Source organism: Streptomyces sp. NPDC005195, assembly GCF_040608315.1.
Lineage (GTDB): Bacteria > Actinomycetota > Actinomycetes > Streptomycetales > Streptomycetaceae > Streptomyces > Streptomyces kaempferi.
Window position 1 is genome coordinate 93,423 of the sequence record NZ_JBEXHZ010000017.1, and the last position, 15,435, is coordinate 108,857.

Genomic DNA, 15,435 nt, shown 5'->3' on the forward strand with positions numbered 1-15,435 from the left:
GGGCCGCGGCTCACCGGCCGTCTCTTCGCGGGCGAGGACCTCAGACACGGGCGAGCTCCTTCGTGCCGAACAGCCCGGCGGGCCGGATGAGCAGGATCGCGACCATCACCACGTAGGGCGCGAGATCTCCGAGACCGCGCCCGAGGAAGCTGAGATCGCTCTGGTAGCCGGTGGCGAGGGACTCGGTGATGCCGACGAGGAGCCCGCCCACGAGCGCGCCCGTCGTCGAGTCGAGGCCGCCGAGGATCGCCGCGGGGAACGCCTTGAGCGCGGCGAGGGAGGTGGCGCGTTCGAGACCGGGCGTCGGGAAGACGGTGAGGAACAGCGCCGCGACGGCGGCCAGGCCCCCGGCGACCGCCCACGCCCCGAGCGACACCCGGCGCAGCCGCACACCCATCAGGGCCGCGGTCTCGGGGCTCTCGGCCGCCGCGCGCATCGCCACACCCCAGGACGTGTAGCGGAAGGCCAGCAGGAAGACCGTGATGAGCAGGGCCGCGGCGGCGAACGCGGCGATCCGGGTGTGCGCGAGGGAGACCGGCCCGATGGTGAGTACGGCGTCTCCCCACGGATCGCCGGGGCTCAGGACGTTCGTGCCGATACGGCGGGTCAGTTCGGTGGTGAGCAGGATGTCGACGCCGATGGTGACGATGGCGAGGACACTGTGGTCGGAGCCGCGATAGCGGCGCATCACCAGGAACTCCACGGCGGCACCGACCAGGGCGGCGCCGGCGATGCCGACGAGCAGCGCGGGCCAGAAGCCGATGTCGTCGTGCAGGGACGCGGTGATGTAGCCGCCCGCGAGGAGCAGCGAGGCGTGGGCGAAGTTGACGACCTCGGTGGCCCGGAAGATCACGACGAAGCCGAGGGCGATCAGGGCGTAGACGGAGCCCAGCGAGACTCCGTTGAGGAGGAGCTCGGCGAACGTGCTCATCGGTCGGTCTCCTCTGCGTCGAGGCGTTCGCCCAGATAGGCGCGGACGACCGCGGGGTCGTTCTGTACGTCGGCGGGGGCGCCGTCGGCGATCCGGCGTCCGAAGTCGAGTACGGTCACCGCGTCCGCGAGCCGCATCACCACCCCCATGTCGTGTTCCACCAGCACGATCGAGATGCCGAGGCTGTCGCGGACGCCCGCGACGACCTCGGCGGTACGGCGCCGCTCGTCGGCGGTCATGCCCGCGACGGGTTCGTCCAGCAGCAGGAGCCGTGGCTCCATGCACAGGGCGCGGGCGAGTTCGGCGAGCTTCTGCTGCCCGTACGGGAGCGAGCCGGCCGGCCGCCCGAGCTGCCGCTCCAGACCGACGAACGCGGCGATCTCACGGACGCGTTCACGGTGCCGGCGCTCCTCGCGGGCGGCGGAGGGCAGCCGCAGCCCCGCGCCGAGGAATCCGGTACGGGTCAGCCGGTGCCGGCCGAGCAGCAGGCTGTCCTCGACCGTGACGCGGGGCGGCAGGGCGAGGTTCTGGAAGATCCGCGCGACGCCGAGGGCCGCGATGCGGTGCGGAGGCAGACCGGTCAGTTCGTGCTCGCCGAAGCGGACGCTTCCGGAAGCCGGCCGGTAGACACCGGACAGGACGTTGAAACAGGTCGACTTCCCGGCGCCGTTGGGCCCGATGAGAGCGTGCACGGTGCCGGGGCGCACGGTGAGGCTCACCGCGTCCAGGGCCGTCAGCCCGGCGAACCGGACCGTCAACTCGCTTATGTGGAGCGGGGGGACGGCGGAGTCCCCGGCAAGTCCGGGCGCTTCGACGGCGGTTGGCACGGTCTCGGGTCTCTCCACGAAGGCGCTCACCCCTTCCAGCGCGGCAGGGCCGGCAGCGCGCCGCGCGCGCGTGACGCGTCGGCGGCGGCGTCCTCGTCCACCACGCCCAGATAGCGGCGGCGCACCTCGTCGGAGGCGGCCAGCTCGGCGGCGGGGCCCGAGAGGGTGACCTCGCCGACCTCCAGGACATAGGCGTGGGTGGCGAGCCGGAGGGCGAGAGCGGCGTTCTGCTCGACGAGGAGGACGGAGGTGCCCTGCGCGTTGATCTCCCGTACGGTGTCGGCGATCCGGGCGGCCATCAGCGGGGCGAGTCCGAGCGAGGGCTCGTCGAGGAGGAGCACCTTCGGGGCGCCCATCAGCGCCCGTCCGACCGCGAGCATCTGCTGCTCGCCGCCGGACAGCAGTCCTGCGCGCTGCTGGGCGCGCTCGGCCAGCACGGGGAACAGGTCGTGCACGCGGCGCAGCGCCCGGGCCCGGTCGGCCCGGCCACCGGTGGCGCCGAGCGCTCCGGCCCGCAGGTTGTCGGCGACCGTCATCCGGGCGAACACCCGCCTGCCCTCCGGCACTTGGGACACTCCGGCGGCGACCACCCGGTCCGGCGGCAGCCGGTCGAGTGGGCGGCCGCCCAGGCTGACGGACCCTCCGGTCACCGCCCCCGCGTGGAAGGAGAGGGTCCGGCACACAGCACGCAGCAGCGTCGACTTGCCCGCGCCGTTGCCGCCCAGGACCGTGACCACGGCACCTTCCGGCACGTCCAGCGACACCTGGCGCAGCGCGCGCACGGGTCCGTATCCGACCGACAGGTTCCGTACGAGCAGAGCGGAACCGCCCATGACACCTCCCTTGTCCTTGCTGGGTCCTTTGTCCTTGCCCGGTTGTCCTTGCCCGGTCCTTTGCCCTCGCTCGGTTGTCCTCGCTCGGTGTGGCGCTCACCTCAGCACCGGCGGGGAGTGTCCGTCCACGGGAGGCGGGCGAATCGCGGCGGGTGCCCAGAGGTCGTGGCCGACCGTTGTGCGCGCGCACAACACTGCGTGTCAGGGGCCTGTGCGGGGCGGTGCGGGGATGGCATCCTCCGCCCATGGGAGGGCGCAGACCGCGGACCGGTCATGACTGGAAACTGCTCGCGGAGTCCTGCGGGGCTCTGCTGGAACGACTGCCCGAGCTCGTCGACCAGCACCTGCGACAGCTCGCCGAGTACTCGCCCGTCTACGCGCAGGTGCTGCCGCAGGACCAGCAGTGGCGGGAGGCGGAGACGGCCATGCGCATCGGCATCGAGACGATCTCGGCGCCACGGGCCTCGCCGCGCCGTGATCTGGAGCACGCCGAGCAGGCGGGCCGCCGACGGGCCCAGCAGGGGCTGCCGCTGGAACTGCTCGTGCACGCCTACCGCGCCGCGGGCTATCTCGTGTGGGACGCGCTCCTGGAAGGCCCGGAGGGCCCGGTGGGCCGGGAGCCGGAGCGGCTGGCGGTGCTGATGCGTTCGGCGACGATGGTGTGGTCGGCCGTGGACGCCCAGACGGTCGCCGCGTCCGAGGCATACCGGACCACCGAGCGGGAGCTGCGGCGGCGCACGGACGAACAGTTGCAGGCGCTGCTCGACGCCCTGCTGGAGGGGCAGGAGGCACCCGGCCTCGCGGCGCGGGCCGCGGCGGGGCTCGACCTGCCCGAACAGGGACCGTACGCCGTGGTGGTCCTGCGCCCGGAGCGCCGGGACTTACGGGAGGCGGTCCCCCGGCCGGTGCAGAGCGGGGGGCTGCGCTTCATCTGGCGGATGCGGGCGGACTGCGAGATCGGCGTGGTGGCGCTCGGCGCCGACCGGGACCTGGACCGCGTGGTTCGGCTGCTCCACGGCCGGTGCTCGGGGCCGGGCGGCATCAGTCCGGTGGTGGCGGGCCTCGGAGAACTCGGGCGCGCGCGGAGGCTGGCCGAGCTGGCGTTGCGCACCTGTACGCCGGACTCGACGGAGGTCGTACGGCTCGACCAGCGGATGCCGACCGCGCTGGTGGTGAGTCAGCCGGAGCTGGCCGGGCGGCTGGTGGCGGACGTGTTCGGGGCGCTGCTGGAGCTGGAGCCCGCCGACCGGGCGGTGCTGCTGGAGACCCTCGACGTGTGGCTGCTGTGCGAGGGCTCCGCCGGGCGGGCCGCGGGGCGTCTGTACTGCCACCGCAACACGGTCTTCAACCGGCTGCGACGCCTGGAACAACTCACGTCACGCTCCTTGGCCCGGCCCCGCGACCTGATCGAGATGACCCTGGCCCTGGACGCGTACCGGTTGTCGGCGGGCGGGACCCCGGCGGGGTGAGGGGGCCTCCGGCAGGGGGGCGGGTGCGGCAGGGGCGGCCGAGGTCGAACGGGCGGCCGAGTCACCTGGGCCGCCGGGTGTCGGCTGCGCGGGTGTGGGGGGTGGGGCAGGGCGGCGGGTGCGGCTCCCGCGGACACGGGGGCGGGCGTCAGCCGGGAAGACTCCCCGCCTCCCTGGCTGACTCCCGACGGCGCAGAGGACTCCTGGCGGCTCAGCGGACTCCTGACGGCTCAGAGGAGGAAGTCGCGTCCGATGTTCTCCGCGACACGCTCCAGGATCGGACCCGCGTCCGCGATGCACTTCGCGATGTCGGGCTCGACGTCGGTGAGCGGGTACGCCCGCCGGATGCCGGCCCGCCCGAGCGCCTCCGGAGGCAGGGCGAGCCGTCCGCAGACCGCGACGACCTCCTTGCCCGCCGCACGCGCGGCCGCCGCGACGCCCGCCGGGGCCTTCCCGTGCAGGGTCTGCTCGTCGAGCGAGCCCTCACCGGTGATGACGAGGTCGGCCCGCTCGAGAGCCGGGGCGAAGCCGAGGACGTCGAGCATGACCTCGATGCCGGGACGGAAACGCGCGCCCACGACGAGCGCTCCGTACCCGATGCCGCCCGCCGCTCCGGCACCGGGCGCGGCCGCGTACTCCGCGGCCCGCGAACCGATCGCCTTCTCCAGGACGGCGGTGAAGTGGGTGAGCGCGGTGTCCAGGACCACCACGTCGTCGGGGCTCGCGCCCTTCTGGGGGCCGTACACGGCCGGGGCGCCCTTGGGACCCGTCAGAGGGTTGTCCACGTCGCTGGCGAGGACGAGATCGACCGTGGAGAGCCGGGCGTCCAGGCCGGACAGGTCCGCGGTCACCACGTCGCCGAGCGCCGCACCGCCGGGCGGCACCCGTTCGCCTTCGGCGTCGAGGAAGCGCGCTCCCAGCGCGGACAGCATGCCCGCGCCACCGTCCGTCGTGGCGCTGCCGCCGACACCGAACACGATCGTGCGCGCTCCCGCGTCCAGGGCGGCGCGCAGCAGTTCCCCGGAGCCGTACGTCGACGCGGTGAGCGGCGCGAAGGTCCCGGCGGGCAGCCGCTGCAGCCCGCTGGCCTCCGCCATCTCCACGACGGCGGTGTCGCCCCGCAGCGCGAAGGCGGCCGTGACCTCGTCCCCCAGGGGCCCGGCGACCCGTACCTCCCGGCGCTCGAAACCGGCCGCGACCGCCGCGTCGACGGTGCCGTCGCCGCCGTCGGCCACCGGCAGCGACTCGACCACGGCGGCCGGCGCCACCCGGCGCAGCCCGGCCGTCACCCGCTCCGCGACCTCGACGGCGGTCAGCGAGCCCTTGAACTTGTCCGCGGCGATCAGCACCCGCGGATCACGCCGGTCGCCCGCGCGTGTCGTCTTCTCGGCAGAGTCCGCCACCTTGCAATCCCCTTGCTTTCCGGCCTCGCACACGTCGAGGCAGTCGCGCCGCTGCGACCTTAACCGGAGGACGACCCTGCCGTCATACTGCGACCGGCCCGCGGAACACCGCACGGCGGCGGCCGGAATCGGGTAGACCGGAACCATGACCCCTGTGGGCACTGAGCTCGCGGACCGCGTCCTCGGGGGCTGGCTGGGCCGGATCGCGGGCAACATGCTCGGCAAGCCGGTCGAGCAGGGCGACCACTGGACGCGGGACCGCATCGACCGCTATCTGCGACGGGCCGCCGCCCTGCCGCTCACCGACTACCTTCCCGGGCCCGCCGACAGCGACGACGGCGAGGGCGACCGCGACGAGTTCGCGCTGCGGCCCGAGTGGCGGCAGTGCGTACGCGGCCGTATCCACGGCAGTTGCCGGGACGACGACGTCGACTACGCGATCCTCGGCCTCGACCTGCTGGAGACACACGGCTTCGGCTTCAGCACCGAGCAGGTCGGCGACCTGTGGCTGCTGCGCCTGCCCTATCTGCAGACCTTCACCGCGGAGCGAGCGGCGTACCGCAACCTCGCGGCCGGCCTCAAGCCGCCCCTCACCGCCACCTACGACAACCCGTACCAGGAGTGGATCGGCGCCCTGATCCGCGCCGACATCTACGGGTGGACCTGTCCGGGGCTGCCGCGCCGCGCGGCCTCCCTGGCGCGCAGGGACGCCGTGCTGTCCCACACCGGCAACGGCGTGTACGGCGCCATGTGGGCGGCGGCGCTGGTCTCCGCCGCTTTCACCGCGCCCACGGTGCGCCACGCGCTCGACACGGCGCTGACCGTCATCCCCGCCGGCAGCCGCCTCGCCCGCACCGTGCGCCGGGTGCTCACGCTCCACGAGACCCGGATGACCTGGGAGGACACGCTGAGCACGGTGTCCGAGGAGACCTCCGGGCTCGGCTGGATCCATGCGATCCCGAACGCCGCCGTCCTCACGGCCGGGCTCCTGTACGGCGACGGCGACTTCACCCGCACCATCACGCTCACCGTCCGCGGCGGCCTGGACACCGACTCGAACGGGGCGACGGCGGGCTCGGTCGCCGGGGTCCTGTGCGGGGCCGAGGCAGTTCCCGCGCAGTGGAAGGACCCCTTGGAGGACACGGTACGCAGCGCGGTCTTCGGCTTCGACGGCGTACGGATCAGTGAACTGGCGGCACGCACGGTCACGCTCGCGGAGGCCGGAACCTCGGCCTCGGCCTCGGGCTGAACGGAGCCGAGCCGGCGGCGGTCCCGGGCCGGCGCGCGGGCTCGTTACGCTTCGTGGATGACCACCCCGGACTTCGCCACGTACATCGCGGGGCTGCCCCGTGTCCTCGCCGGTGCCGCCGTGCTCTTCCGCGGCGCCGACGGGCGGATCCTGCTCGTCGAGCCCAACTACCGTGAAGGCTGGGCCCTTCCGGGCGGCACCGTCGAGTCGGACGACGGGGAGACCCCACGGCAGGGTGCCCGCCGCGAGACCGCCGAGGAGATCGGCCTCGACATCGACCCGGGCCGGCTGCTCGCGGTCGACTGGGTGCACGGGGCCGGGCGCCCCCCGCTGGTCGCCTATCTGTACGACGGTGGAGTCCTCGACGAGCGACAGCTCAAGGCGATCCGGCTGCAGGAGGAGGAGTTGCTGTCGTGGCGGCTGGTGCCGCGCGAGGAACTCGCCCATCATCTGCCGGGCTCACTCGGCCGCCGGGTGCTGGTCGCGCTCGACGTCCTGTCCGAGGGCTCGGGAACGGCGGAGCTCGAGAACGGCCACCGGGTGGGCTGACGCCCGTTCCGCCCGTTCCGCCCGTTCCGCCAGATCCGTCGGTCCGGTCCGGCCGGCGGTACGCGCGGGCCGGACCGAGGCCAGGCGGATCAGGCGCCCGACGCCGTCGGACCCGTCGACCACGGCCGGACCGACGGGGTCGGGGCCGCTTTCGTCGGGGCCGCTTCCGTCGGTGCGGCGGGTGCTGGGGCGGGCCTGGGTGGCGCCGGGCGGCGAGATGTACGCCCAGGAAGGGGACGACGCCCGTACCCGCTGGTTCGCGGGTACGGGCGTCGTCTCATCGGTCACCCTGGGGGCGATGTCACACGGTGCCGCGCCTGATCCGGCGCAGGAGCACCAGACCCGCGATCACGAGCACGCCGCCGCCCGCGGCCGGCCACAGGTTCGTGCCGGTCTCGGCCAGGTCGCCGCTCGCGACCGTCTGCGGTTCGGTCTGTGCCTGGGCCTGCGACGACACCTGCGCGGACGGGGCGTCCCCGCTCGTGGCCGGCGTCTGACCGGTGTCGGCCGCGCCGTCCTGGGTCCCAGCGGGCGCGTCGTTCCCGGCGGCCGGGGTCGTCGTGTCCGCCTTGGGTACGACGCCGCCCTGGTCGCTGCCCTCCGGTTCGGCACCGCGCGTGGTGGCCGGGGGCTTCGGCCGCTGCGTCGCCGCGGGGGTACCGGGGTCGGCCCCGGCGTCTCCGCCGGAGGTGGGGTCGGCACTCGGGGTCGGGGCTTCCTTCGTCGGCTCGTCGGAACCACCGCCGGCGTTGCCGCCGTTGCCTGCGTTGCCGCCGTTGGCGTTGCCGTTGTCACCACCGTTGCCGCCGGCGCCACCGTTGGCGTTGCCGTTGTCACCGCCGCCGTTACCGCCGTTGCCACCGGCACCACCGTTGGCGTTGCCGTTGTCACCACCGTTGCCACCGGCGCCACCGTTGCCGTTGTCGCCGCCACCGTTACCGGCACCGTCGACGCACTGCTTGCCGGTGTTGATGCAGTCCACCATGTCGCGCATCAGGGACGCGTCGAAGACGTTGATGAAGTCGTCGTGGTCGGTGATGGCCTTGTGCAGCTGCTCGGGGAACCCGTCCACGGCGTACGGGTTCTTCACCTGGCCGTTGTCGATGGTCGGCTGCGGAACGTCGTAGACCAGCCGCATCGTCAGCTGCGGAATCGCCTTGAATCCGCCCGCGCAGTTGCCGTTCGCGTCGGCGAAGGCCACGTGCGTGCGGTGGTTGGCGCTGTCGATGTTCTGCCCGTCCCAGCAGCTCTGGAAGGCGAACTTCCGTATCACGCTGCTGCCTTGGGGGCAGATCGGGTACTTGTCCGTCAACTGCACCTTGTCCTCGAACCCGGTGCAGCTCCAGTGCGCGTTGGCGTTCGCGGGGCCGTTGACGAACGCCTTCGCGTCGCCGGTGATGATGCGCAGGAAGGTCGGCATCTCGACGACCTTGCTCTGCGGAGAGCCCACGAACTCGATCTGCGCCTGCTTGGCCTGGAGGACCTTGCCGATGTTGCCTTCCAGACCGCCGCCGTTGCGGTCGGCGTCGAACTCCTGCGTGCCGTCCTGCACACGGAGCACCGGCCAGTAGTAGGTGGACTTGTCACCCTGGTTCTTGCAGGTGGTGTCGCCCCCCGCGAGGTCGTCGTTGCTGGCGAACGCGTCGTTCGACTGGTTGCCGACGTAGTCGTGCAGGTGGTGGGCGCCGTTGGCGACACCGGGGGCGACGATCACGTTGTCGGTGTTGAACTTCTTGTTGGCGTTCACCCCGCACGTGGTCGTGAACGTACCCGTCGAGGCGCCGCCGCTGTTGCCCGGCTTCTGCTGCACGTTCGGCTGGACCGTCGTGATGTCCACGAAGTCCGCGGCGACGGGCCCGCTCACGGGCGCGGTGCCGCCGCCCTGCTGGCCGTTGTTCTGCTGGCCGTTGCCGTTCTGCTGCTGGCCGCCGTTGTCGCCCTGCTGCTGGCCGTCACCGTTCTGGTCACCGGTGTTGTTCTGGGCCGGAGTGGCGGGGACCGCGGTGCAGGTGGCGACACCGTCGAGCATGCTCGGGGCCTCGGCGCCCGCGTTCTTGAAATCGATCTTGATGCGGTCGATGACCGCGCCCCGCTTCTCCTTCAGCGGGCCGAGGACCGCGTTCTGCACGAAGCTCGGGTCCTGCTTCTGGGCCTGCTCCGCCGAGGCGAGGCGTGCGTACGCCTCGGAGATCTGCTGGTCGAGGAGGGCGAGTTGCTTGTCGACCTCCGCCTTCGCCGCCTCCGGCACCTCTGTGAGCTTGCTGCCCACGTCCGGGCAGTCGATCGTGGCGGCTCCCGCCGCCTTGGTCTCGTTCTGCTGCCCGGACGCACCGCCCCAGCTCTCGGTGGCTGACGCGTATACGTTCACCGCCACCAGCCCTCCTCCGCCCAATATCAGCGCGGCTGCGGCAAATGTCGCACGCCGTGCCCCTGTGGGGCGTCTGCGCGTGTTCCGTCTCACGTGTGTACTCCTACGCCTCGTAACAGGCCCGGCATGGAAATCCCCCATGCCATACGTAGAGGGGCCCGGGTGCGTTCAAGTGCCTCAGGAATTCACAGCGGCCTCATACGCGTTGACCGACGGATCACGGCCTCGCGGCCCCGCGACCCTCGCTCCGGCGCACCCTAGCGGCTCCGGCCACGGTTGGGCGAAGTCCCAGGTCGACGCAGGCGAAGAGCGACGCTGTCACCTCCGGCCGGACCGCTCTCCGCTCCGGCCGGAGGACCGTTACCGTCGGCCGGCGCTGTACCACTGTTGTCCACCGTGCCGGATGCACCTGTCTGTAACGGGCTCCGGGCGGCCGGTGGTTCGCCCTCGCCGGACAGGCAGGCGTGATCACGCGCAAGGCGCCCCGATTCACGGGTAGTTGTACCTCACGTGAGGTCCGGCATCCTCAGGTGATCGGCATGATGCGCTTCCTCGGGACAGAGGCTCGTCACCCGTTGCCCGCCTGGTGAGTCAGGCGGCTCGGGGAGGAAGGCCCACGGGATCAACACTGCGAAGGACGACCACGTACGTCGGCGCCGCGGGCCGGCACAGCCTTGCAGGCGACCAGTAGGCCATCAGTAGGCCACGATCCGGAGACCTTGCGCATGAGCGGCACGAACCCCTCGTTCACGAGACGTGCGACCTCGGTCGAATCGGTCACCCCTTCGTACCGCCGGACCGCTGCGTCCCTCGCCAAGCTCCTCACGGCGTTCCGGTCGGGACAAGGCGGCTACGGCGGAAACAGCCAATCCATCGCGGCGAGGCTCTTGTCGACGTATTTGCCTTGTTCCGTCTCGATGCCGTGTGCGAGGTCCTCGAAGACACTGCACCTGGCGTAGAACACGGCACGCTCGCCGAGAGCCGCGAGGTCGTCGGCGTCGGTTCGATAGCCGCTGATGGCGGCGCGGGTGGCGGCGGGGCCGAGATCGCGGTAGAGCAGCCCGAAGTCGTAGGCCGGGTCGACGACGGCTGCATCGCTCCAGTCGATGATGCCGGTCACTCTCCACGTGCCCGGGTCGACGAGAACGTGTTCGATCCCCAGATCGTTGTGGGAGAACCTCGGGGTGCATCCCTCGTGCGGTGGTGCGGCGTCCAAGAACGCCTCGATGGGTCGGCGGTGCGCCGCCGGTACCTGCCCGGCTACCGTCACGTAGATCTCCGTGGCCTCCTGTCGCCACTCGGCCAGCGGCTGGTGGTCCACGTCCACCAGATCGACCAGCCGGTCGATCGGAACAGCGTGCAGCGCGGTGAGCAGCTCGCCGAGCGTGGCGGCGATCGACGTGCCGTGGGCCGATCGCCGGTGCCGCGACATGTCCAGCAATGGCGCGCCGGGGAGCTTGCGGTAGGCCAGGCATCCCTGCTCCGCGACCGTGAACGCCGGTTCGGGGACGGGGAGCGGCGAGATGTCGGCGACGGCAGCGAGCACGCGGGCCTCGTGGCCCACCAGGGCGCTCCGCCGTGCCAGGTCGGGCTCCTTGCTGAAGCGCACGACCAGCTCACCGTTGACCTCGTACACCAGGTTGTCCAGGCCTTCGCCCAGCGGTACGACGGACTCGATCTGATAGTCGGGCATGTGCGCAACCACGACGCCGCGGACGTCCCCGACGCGGTCGCGGCCGCGACTGGTCATGTCCCGACCTTAGCAATCGCCCGGATGCGGCCGACGTGCTCATCGGGCGACCGCGCGGCCGCCGACCAGGCCCGCAAGCGCGTGGATGGCCTCCCGCCAGGCATGGAGGAGTGGCTGTGAACGCGGCTCGATGATCCATGTCAAACCGCCCTCACAGAGCCCTTTTTGGGAGCGGGGGTCTCGCGCTGGGGCTGGGCCGACGATGACGCCCCGGGGCAGGCTTCGGCGGGTTGCTCGTCGGTTTCAGCGCGCTTTGTGCGGACGATCACGCAATTCCCCGGCCGAGCGGAGGCCACGCGAATTCACATGACAGTTGCGAGCCACCTCCGCGATCCTTGGCCGATGACCACGAGACCGGACCTGCTGGGTCTGAACATCGCATGCCCTCCGCCCGACGAGGGTGTGGTGGAGGTCCGCCCGATCGTCAATGGCCGGGATCTTCTCGCCGAGGTGGTCCCCGGTGTGGTCAGTGGCCCCTGGTACCTGGGAGTAGGCCCCAGGTATCTGCTGGGCCAGGATGGGCCGTTGCATGCCACGGCGACGCCCCACGAGGTTCGTCTCGCTTGGTCCGGGTGCGGCGTCGAGGTGTGCTGTGGCGCGCTGTACATGACGGTCACGCGTAACGGGGGTCATGTTGTCTGGGCGGGCTGGCGCGACGTGGCCAATCAGGACCTCGACCTGCCGGAGCTTCGCTTCACCGCGGGTCAGTACGAGGCCGAGGTCCTGCGAGCCGGAGAGGACCGCAGTTGGGAGTGGCCGGCAGGAGCGGTGGCGCGGCTGTTGAGGCCGGGCTGAGGGGACGCGGGGACTGGCTGGGCAGGTGGGACTGCGAGTTGGAAGGTGTCTGGGCCTCCCGCAAGGAACCCGATCGAATCGACGTCGTCCTGACGCACCCCCGTGACCGGACCGATGTGGATCTGCCCTGGCTCCAGTTCGGGATGACCCTCCCGATCTCCGCGGACGACCCGTCGGAGCAGGCCGCGCGCCTTGAAGCGCTGCTGACCGCAGGCGATCCCCGTGCCACCGCCGAGGTCTGGGGAGGTTCGCATGATGCCGGGCAACTGGGCTACCCCTGGCCGCCGGTCGACCCGCTGGCCATGTGAGCGGCAGGGAGAGGCGGGGCTGGGCCTACACCTCCCCCAGCGCCCTCGCCAACCCGAGCCTCCCCGCGGAAGTGATGCACGAATACCTGGATGCCGCAGGCATCCCTCGCTGACGCCGATGGAATCAGGGGCAACCTGCGGGTTCGGGACGTCGTCCCCCATGGAAAGGGCCATGCGTGCACCCTGATGACTCATGCCAAGTCGCGCTCACAGCCTTTTGCGTAACCGTAAGTCGGGCCGTCCGGTGCCTCATCCGGACCACGACGAGCGAGGAGTGGTCACGACCTGTGGTTCAACGGGCGCTGCTGGCCGGGGTTGATGAATCGGCTGCCGATCCGGCTACCGGACTTCCGTCGAGACGGGGTCGAGGAAGAAGAGGCACGAGTCGGCGTTGAACTCGCGCACTTGGGCGACGAAGCGGAACTGGTCACCTTCGCCGATCGTGGCGGGGATCTTCTTGCCAGTCAGTTTCAGGTCAGCAATGTTGACGTCCTCGTACTTGAAGGCCGGGCCGACCGTCGTGTTCGGTCCCTTGTTGCCCGGGCCCAGGAGGATGTCGTAGCGGGTGTCGTAGTCACCATGGTGTGCCATGTTCACGATCGAACCGTTGAACGCGAGCGTTTCGCCCTTGTGCTTGGTTGCGAAGTTCAGGTTCGCGTCGTCGCAGTAGTCCGCCTTCAGCAGCTCCGCGAACTCCGGGTTGTTCTGGGGGGTGATCGTTTCAGTGGCAGCCGACTCGGCTGCGGTCGGAGTCGGGGTAGGGGAATGCTTCTCGCTCGCCATGGCCGTCGACTTGTTCGATTTGCCTTCCTTATCGCCTCCGCCGCTGACTGCCGAGGCAACGCCGATGACGGCGGCCAGAACCACTGGGACGGCCGCCGCCGCGCCGATCAGTAGCCACGGCTGCGGTTTCTTCGGCCGACGGAAGCCGAGGGTGGAGCGAAGAGTGCCCTGGGCCTCCTCCACGAGTTCCCAGCCGTCCTTCTGCATCTTCGAGATCACCAACCTGTCGGTGCCGCGAACGGTCCGCACGGTCTTGTACTCGTACCTGATCTCGTCAGCCATACGGCTTCGCCCCCAAAAAAATGAACTGTTCATACCAGCTGCCTCGCGAGCATATGGGACTCGTCGCGTGTGCTCGATCCGGATCACGGAGCACTTGGTCGGAGGCCGGCAGGCTGGTCAGGCCGCATACAACTGCGTGCTGGTCGCGGCGCCGGACAGGTCGATCCTGCGCTTGCCACCCAACCGGTGCAGTCCGTACCGGTCCTTGATGGGCTGTCACCGACAGCCACGAGACCTCGACGACGATCCTCCTTGGTGGCCTCGCCCATCTTGTCTCGCGTCTCCCCCGAGACCGCCCACCGTCAGCCTGCGGTGGTCTCGGCTGCCGCGTGTTCGGCTTCCTCTCGCACGTCCGTGTCGGGATGACTGAGGAAGGGGCTCGATCAATGGAAGGGCCTGGGGATCGTGCTTCACGCCGAAGATGTAGAGGGCATGAGCGCCGAGCTCCGGCTCCATCGTCGGCATTGCGGCGACCAACGGTCGGACGATGCCCAGAGGCAGGCTGTGGTGATTGCACGCCTCGCTGGTCGAGTTGAGGGCCGACTCGCGGGCCATGGCGCCCGGTTCGTCGCCCGCCAGGCCGACCATGTGCGAGACAACCAGGCGAGTGGAATCCGCCTCGAGTGCGTTGCCGCGTAGGAGGTCCCGGAGGATAGCGTGCTTGCGTGGTAGGGACCGGGGGAGGTTCAGGATGAGGACGTGGTGGCTCATGCGTGGCGACGTTCGGGTGGGTGAGCTTCGCGAATACGGGGTCGATCAGCCCACGTTCCTGTGCCACTTCGTGCCCGGACCGGGATGGGAGACGACCTGCCGGGCGCTGTTCGAGGCGTGGGCGGCCGTACAAGGACCTGACCCCGACGGGAGGAGGAATGCGGAGGCCATCCGCCCCCTCATGGGACTTGGGCTGACCCTGCACCCTCAGGGCGGAGGTGCGCCTCTGACCTGCTTCAGAGACTGCATCTTGCGTATCTACGGGGACACGGCCCGCCTCCGCTACTGACCAACAATGCTCAAGTCCGCGCGGATGAACGCTGTTAGGGTGCGACGTCGTGAGTACGGATATCCATGGCGGGATCGAGTTTCGCCATCCCGGCGCCGGTACCGACTACTACGACGGCGAGCCGTGGGTGACGGCCATGGATCTTTGGCCGCTGTATGACGAGACCGACTACGCCGCCTTCGCTTGTCTCTTCGGAGTGCGTAACTACGCGGGCTTTCAACCGCTTGCCCCGGGCCGTGGACTTCCCGATGACCTGTCGAGCGGGATGCGTTCGCAGTTGGGCCCCTTGGTCGCAACGGGCGATCTGGACGGCGCGAGCTGGGTCAGCTGGGTGGAGCTTGCGTCGATCGATCACACGGCCGTTCCCAATCTCCGCACGGGCCGACTGACCTGGCACACGAGATCGCTGCCATCGGTGCGGTATCGACAGTTCGTGGACGATCCGTGGCCGTCGGACGTTCTGTCCGTGGTGGGCGTACCACCCGCGGGCGTGCGGGGTGCGGCAGAACGCGTGGAGTGGACTACCGGCGAGATGGTCTGTACGTACGAACCGTTGACCGTTGGCGCTGTCCTGGGTCTTGAGACGCACTGGCCACATGTCTTCGCTGTGATGAGGGCTATGAGCGGCCGCTTCGGGGATGAAGGCGTTCGCCTGGTCGTGCCCTTCGACTGACGTCGCGCAGCACGGCTCTCACAGCGCGGGAACGCCGCCAGGCCCCCTCACCGGCTGGCCCGCACCCGGCGACTTTCCCCCACCACGTCGATATTCCGGCGGGCACACCATGTCGGGGTACGTGCGGTGTGCGGCCACGTCAGTACCGGCGGACTTGGCCGGCTGTCCCATGGCCCGTACGGGCGGCGTGGCGGAGAACGCGGGCAGTTGAGTGC

General features: G+C 70.7%; 13 protein-coding genes. 6 read left to right on the forward strand and 7 right to left on the reverse strand.

Translation table 11 applies throughout. From position 1 onward, the window contains the following. Positions 1-40 precede the first annotated feature (40 nt). The 3 genes from ABZV34_RS19705 to ABZV34_RS19715 all read right to left on the reverse strand — a co-directional run bounded on the left by ABZV34_RS19705 (position 41) and on the right by ABZV34_RS19715 (position 2,591). The gene (locus ABZV34_RS19705) at positions 41-931 is read right to left on the reverse strand and encodes a branched-chain amino acid ABC transporter permease (RefSeq protein WP_356277881.1); all 891 of its coding nucleotides are present in this window, start codon (positions 929-931) and stop codon (positions 41-43) included. Continuing rightward, on the reverse strand, positions 928-1,698 hold the full coding sequence (locus ABZV34_RS19710) for an ABC transporter ATP-binding protein (RefSeq protein WP_356278002.1): 771 nt from the start codon (positions 1,696-1,698) through the stop codon (positions 928-930). The genes ABZV34_RS19705 and ABZV34_RS19710 overlap by 4 nt, the downstream gene beginning before the upstream one ends. A gap of 86 nt (positions 1,699-1,784) precedes the next feature. Beyond that, positions 1,785-2,591 (reverse strand): ABC transporter ATP-binding protein, encoded by an 807-nt coding sequence (locus ABZV34_RS19715; RefSeq protein WP_356277884.1) that lies wholly within the window; start codon positions 2,589-2,591, stop codon positions 1,785-1,787. A 245-nt stretch (positions 2,592-2,836) separates the two neighbouring features. Here ABZV34_RS19715 and ABZV34_RS19720 point away from each other — a divergent pair, with 245 nt between their 5' ends. Beyond that, complete coding sequence (locus ABZV34_RS19720; protein WP_356277887.1) at positions 2,837-4,060, forward strand: helix-turn-helix domain-containing protein; 1,224 nt, start codon at positions 2,837-2,839, stop codon at positions 4,058-4,060. A 230-nt stretch (positions 4,061-4,290) separates the two neighbouring features. Here ABZV34_RS19720 and ABZV34_RS19725 read toward each other — a convergent pair whose 3' ends face one another. Next, a complete protein-coding gene (locus tag ABZV34_RS19725; protein WP_356278005.1) occupies positions 4,291-5,409 on the reverse strand; it encodes a glycerate kinase in 1,119 nt (372 codons plus the stop codon). Between the two features lie 199 nt (positions 5,410-5,608). On the opposite strand from ABZV34_RS19725, the gene ABZV34_RS19730 reads away from it, so the two are divergent. Further along, positions 5,609-6,712, forward strand: coding sequence for an ADP-ribosylglycohydrolase family protein (locus ABZV34_RS19730; RefSeq protein ID WP_356277889.1), 1,104 nt, complete (start codon positions 5,609-5,611; stop codon positions 6,710-6,712). A 57-nt stretch (positions 6,713-6,769) separates the two neighbouring features. Then, positions 6,770-7,261: an NUDIX hydrolase gene (locus ABZV34_RS19735; protein ID WP_356277892.1), complete on the forward strand. Its 492-nt coding sequence runs from the start codon at positions 6,770-6,772 to the stop codon at positions 7,259-7,261. Between the two features lie 301 nt (positions 7,262-7,562). Here ABZV34_RS19735 and ABZV34_RS19740 read toward each other — a convergent pair whose 3' ends face one another. Continuing rightward, positions 7,563-9,722, reverse strand: coding sequence for a DUF1996 domain-containing protein (locus tag ABZV34_RS19740; RefSeq protein ID WP_356277895.1), 2,160 nt, complete (start codon positions 9,720-9,722; stop codon positions 7,563-7,565). 757 nt (positions 9,723-10,479) lie between these two features. Next, positions 10,480-11,379: a phosphotransferase gene (locus ABZV34_RS19745; protein WP_356277898.1), complete on the reverse strand. Its 900-nt coding sequence runs from the start codon at positions 11,377-11,379 to the stop codon at positions 10,480-10,482. A 342-nt stretch (positions 11,380-11,721) separates the two neighbouring features. Here ABZV34_RS19745 and ABZV34_RS19750 point away from each other — a divergent pair, with 342 nt between their 5' ends. Both ABZV34_RS19750 and ABZV34_RS19755 read left to right on the forward strand, forming a co-directional pair. Next, positions 11,722-12,174 (forward strand): hypothetical protein, encoded by a 453-nt coding sequence (locus ABZV34_RS19750; RefSeq protein ID WP_356277900.1) that lies wholly within the window; start codon positions 11,722-11,724, stop codon positions 12,172-12,174. 38 nt (positions 12,175-12,212) lie between these two features. After that, positions 12,213-12,482, forward strand: a complete 270-nt coding sequence (locus tag ABZV34_RS19755; protein WP_356277902.1) for a hypothetical protein — start codon at positions 12,213-12,215, stop codon at positions 12,480-12,482. Positions 12,483-12,821: 339 nt separating this feature from the next. Here the strand turns inward: ABZV34_RS19755 and ABZV34_RS19760 are convergent, their stop codons facing one another. Then, on the reverse strand, positions 12,822-13,547 hold the full coding sequence (locus ABZV34_RS19760) for a DUF4839 domain-containing protein (protein ID WP_356277905.1): 726 nt from the start codon (positions 13,545-13,547) through the stop codon (positions 12,822-12,824). A gap of 1,049 nt (positions 13,548-14,596) precedes the next feature. On the opposite strand from ABZV34_RS19760, the gene ABZV34_RS19765 reads away from it, so the two are divergent. After that, the gene (locus ABZV34_RS19765; protein ID WP_356277908.1) at positions 14,597-15,220 is read left to right on the forward strand and encodes a hypothetical protein; all 624 of its coding nucleotides are present in this window, start codon (positions 14,597-14,599) and stop codon (positions 15,218-15,220) included. The last annotated feature ends 215 nt before the right edge of the window (positions 15,221-15,435 follow it).

Bases quoted from the DNA above. Each gene is read 5' to 3' on its own strand.
- ABZV34_RS19705 (WP_356277881.1), bottom strand. From the start codon at position 931: ATGAGCACGTTCGCCGAGCTCCTCCTCAACGGAGTCTCGCTGGGCTCC.
- ABZV34_RS19745 (WP_356277898.1), bottom strand. From the start codon at position 11,379: ATGACCAGTCGCGGCCGCGACCGCGTCGGGGACGTCCGCGGCGTCGTG.
- ABZV34_RS19750 (WP_356277900.1), top strand. From the start codon at position 11,722: ATGACCACGAGACCGGACCTGCTGGGTCTGAACATCGCATGCCCTCCG.
- ABZV34_RS19720 (WP_356277887.1), top strand. From the start codon at position 2,837: ATGGGAGGGCGCAGACCGCGGACCGGTCATGACTGGAAACTGCTCGCG.
- ABZV34_RS19735 (WP_356277892.1), top strand. From the start codon at position 6,770: ATGACCACCCCGGACTTCGCCACGTACATCGCGGGGCTGCCCCGTGTC.
- ABZV34_RS19760 (WP_356277905.1), bottom strand. From the start codon at position 13,547: ATGGCTGACGAGATCAGGTACGAGTACAAGACCGTGCGGACCGTTCGC.
- ABZV34_RS19730 (WP_356277889.1), top strand. From the start codon at position 5,609: ATGACCCCTGTGGGCACTGAGCTCGCGGACCGCGTCCTCGGGGGCTGG.
- ABZV34_RS19715 (WP_356277884.1), bottom strand. From the start codon at position 2,591: ATGGGCGGTTCCGCTCTGCTCGTACGGAACCTGTCGGTCGGATACGGA.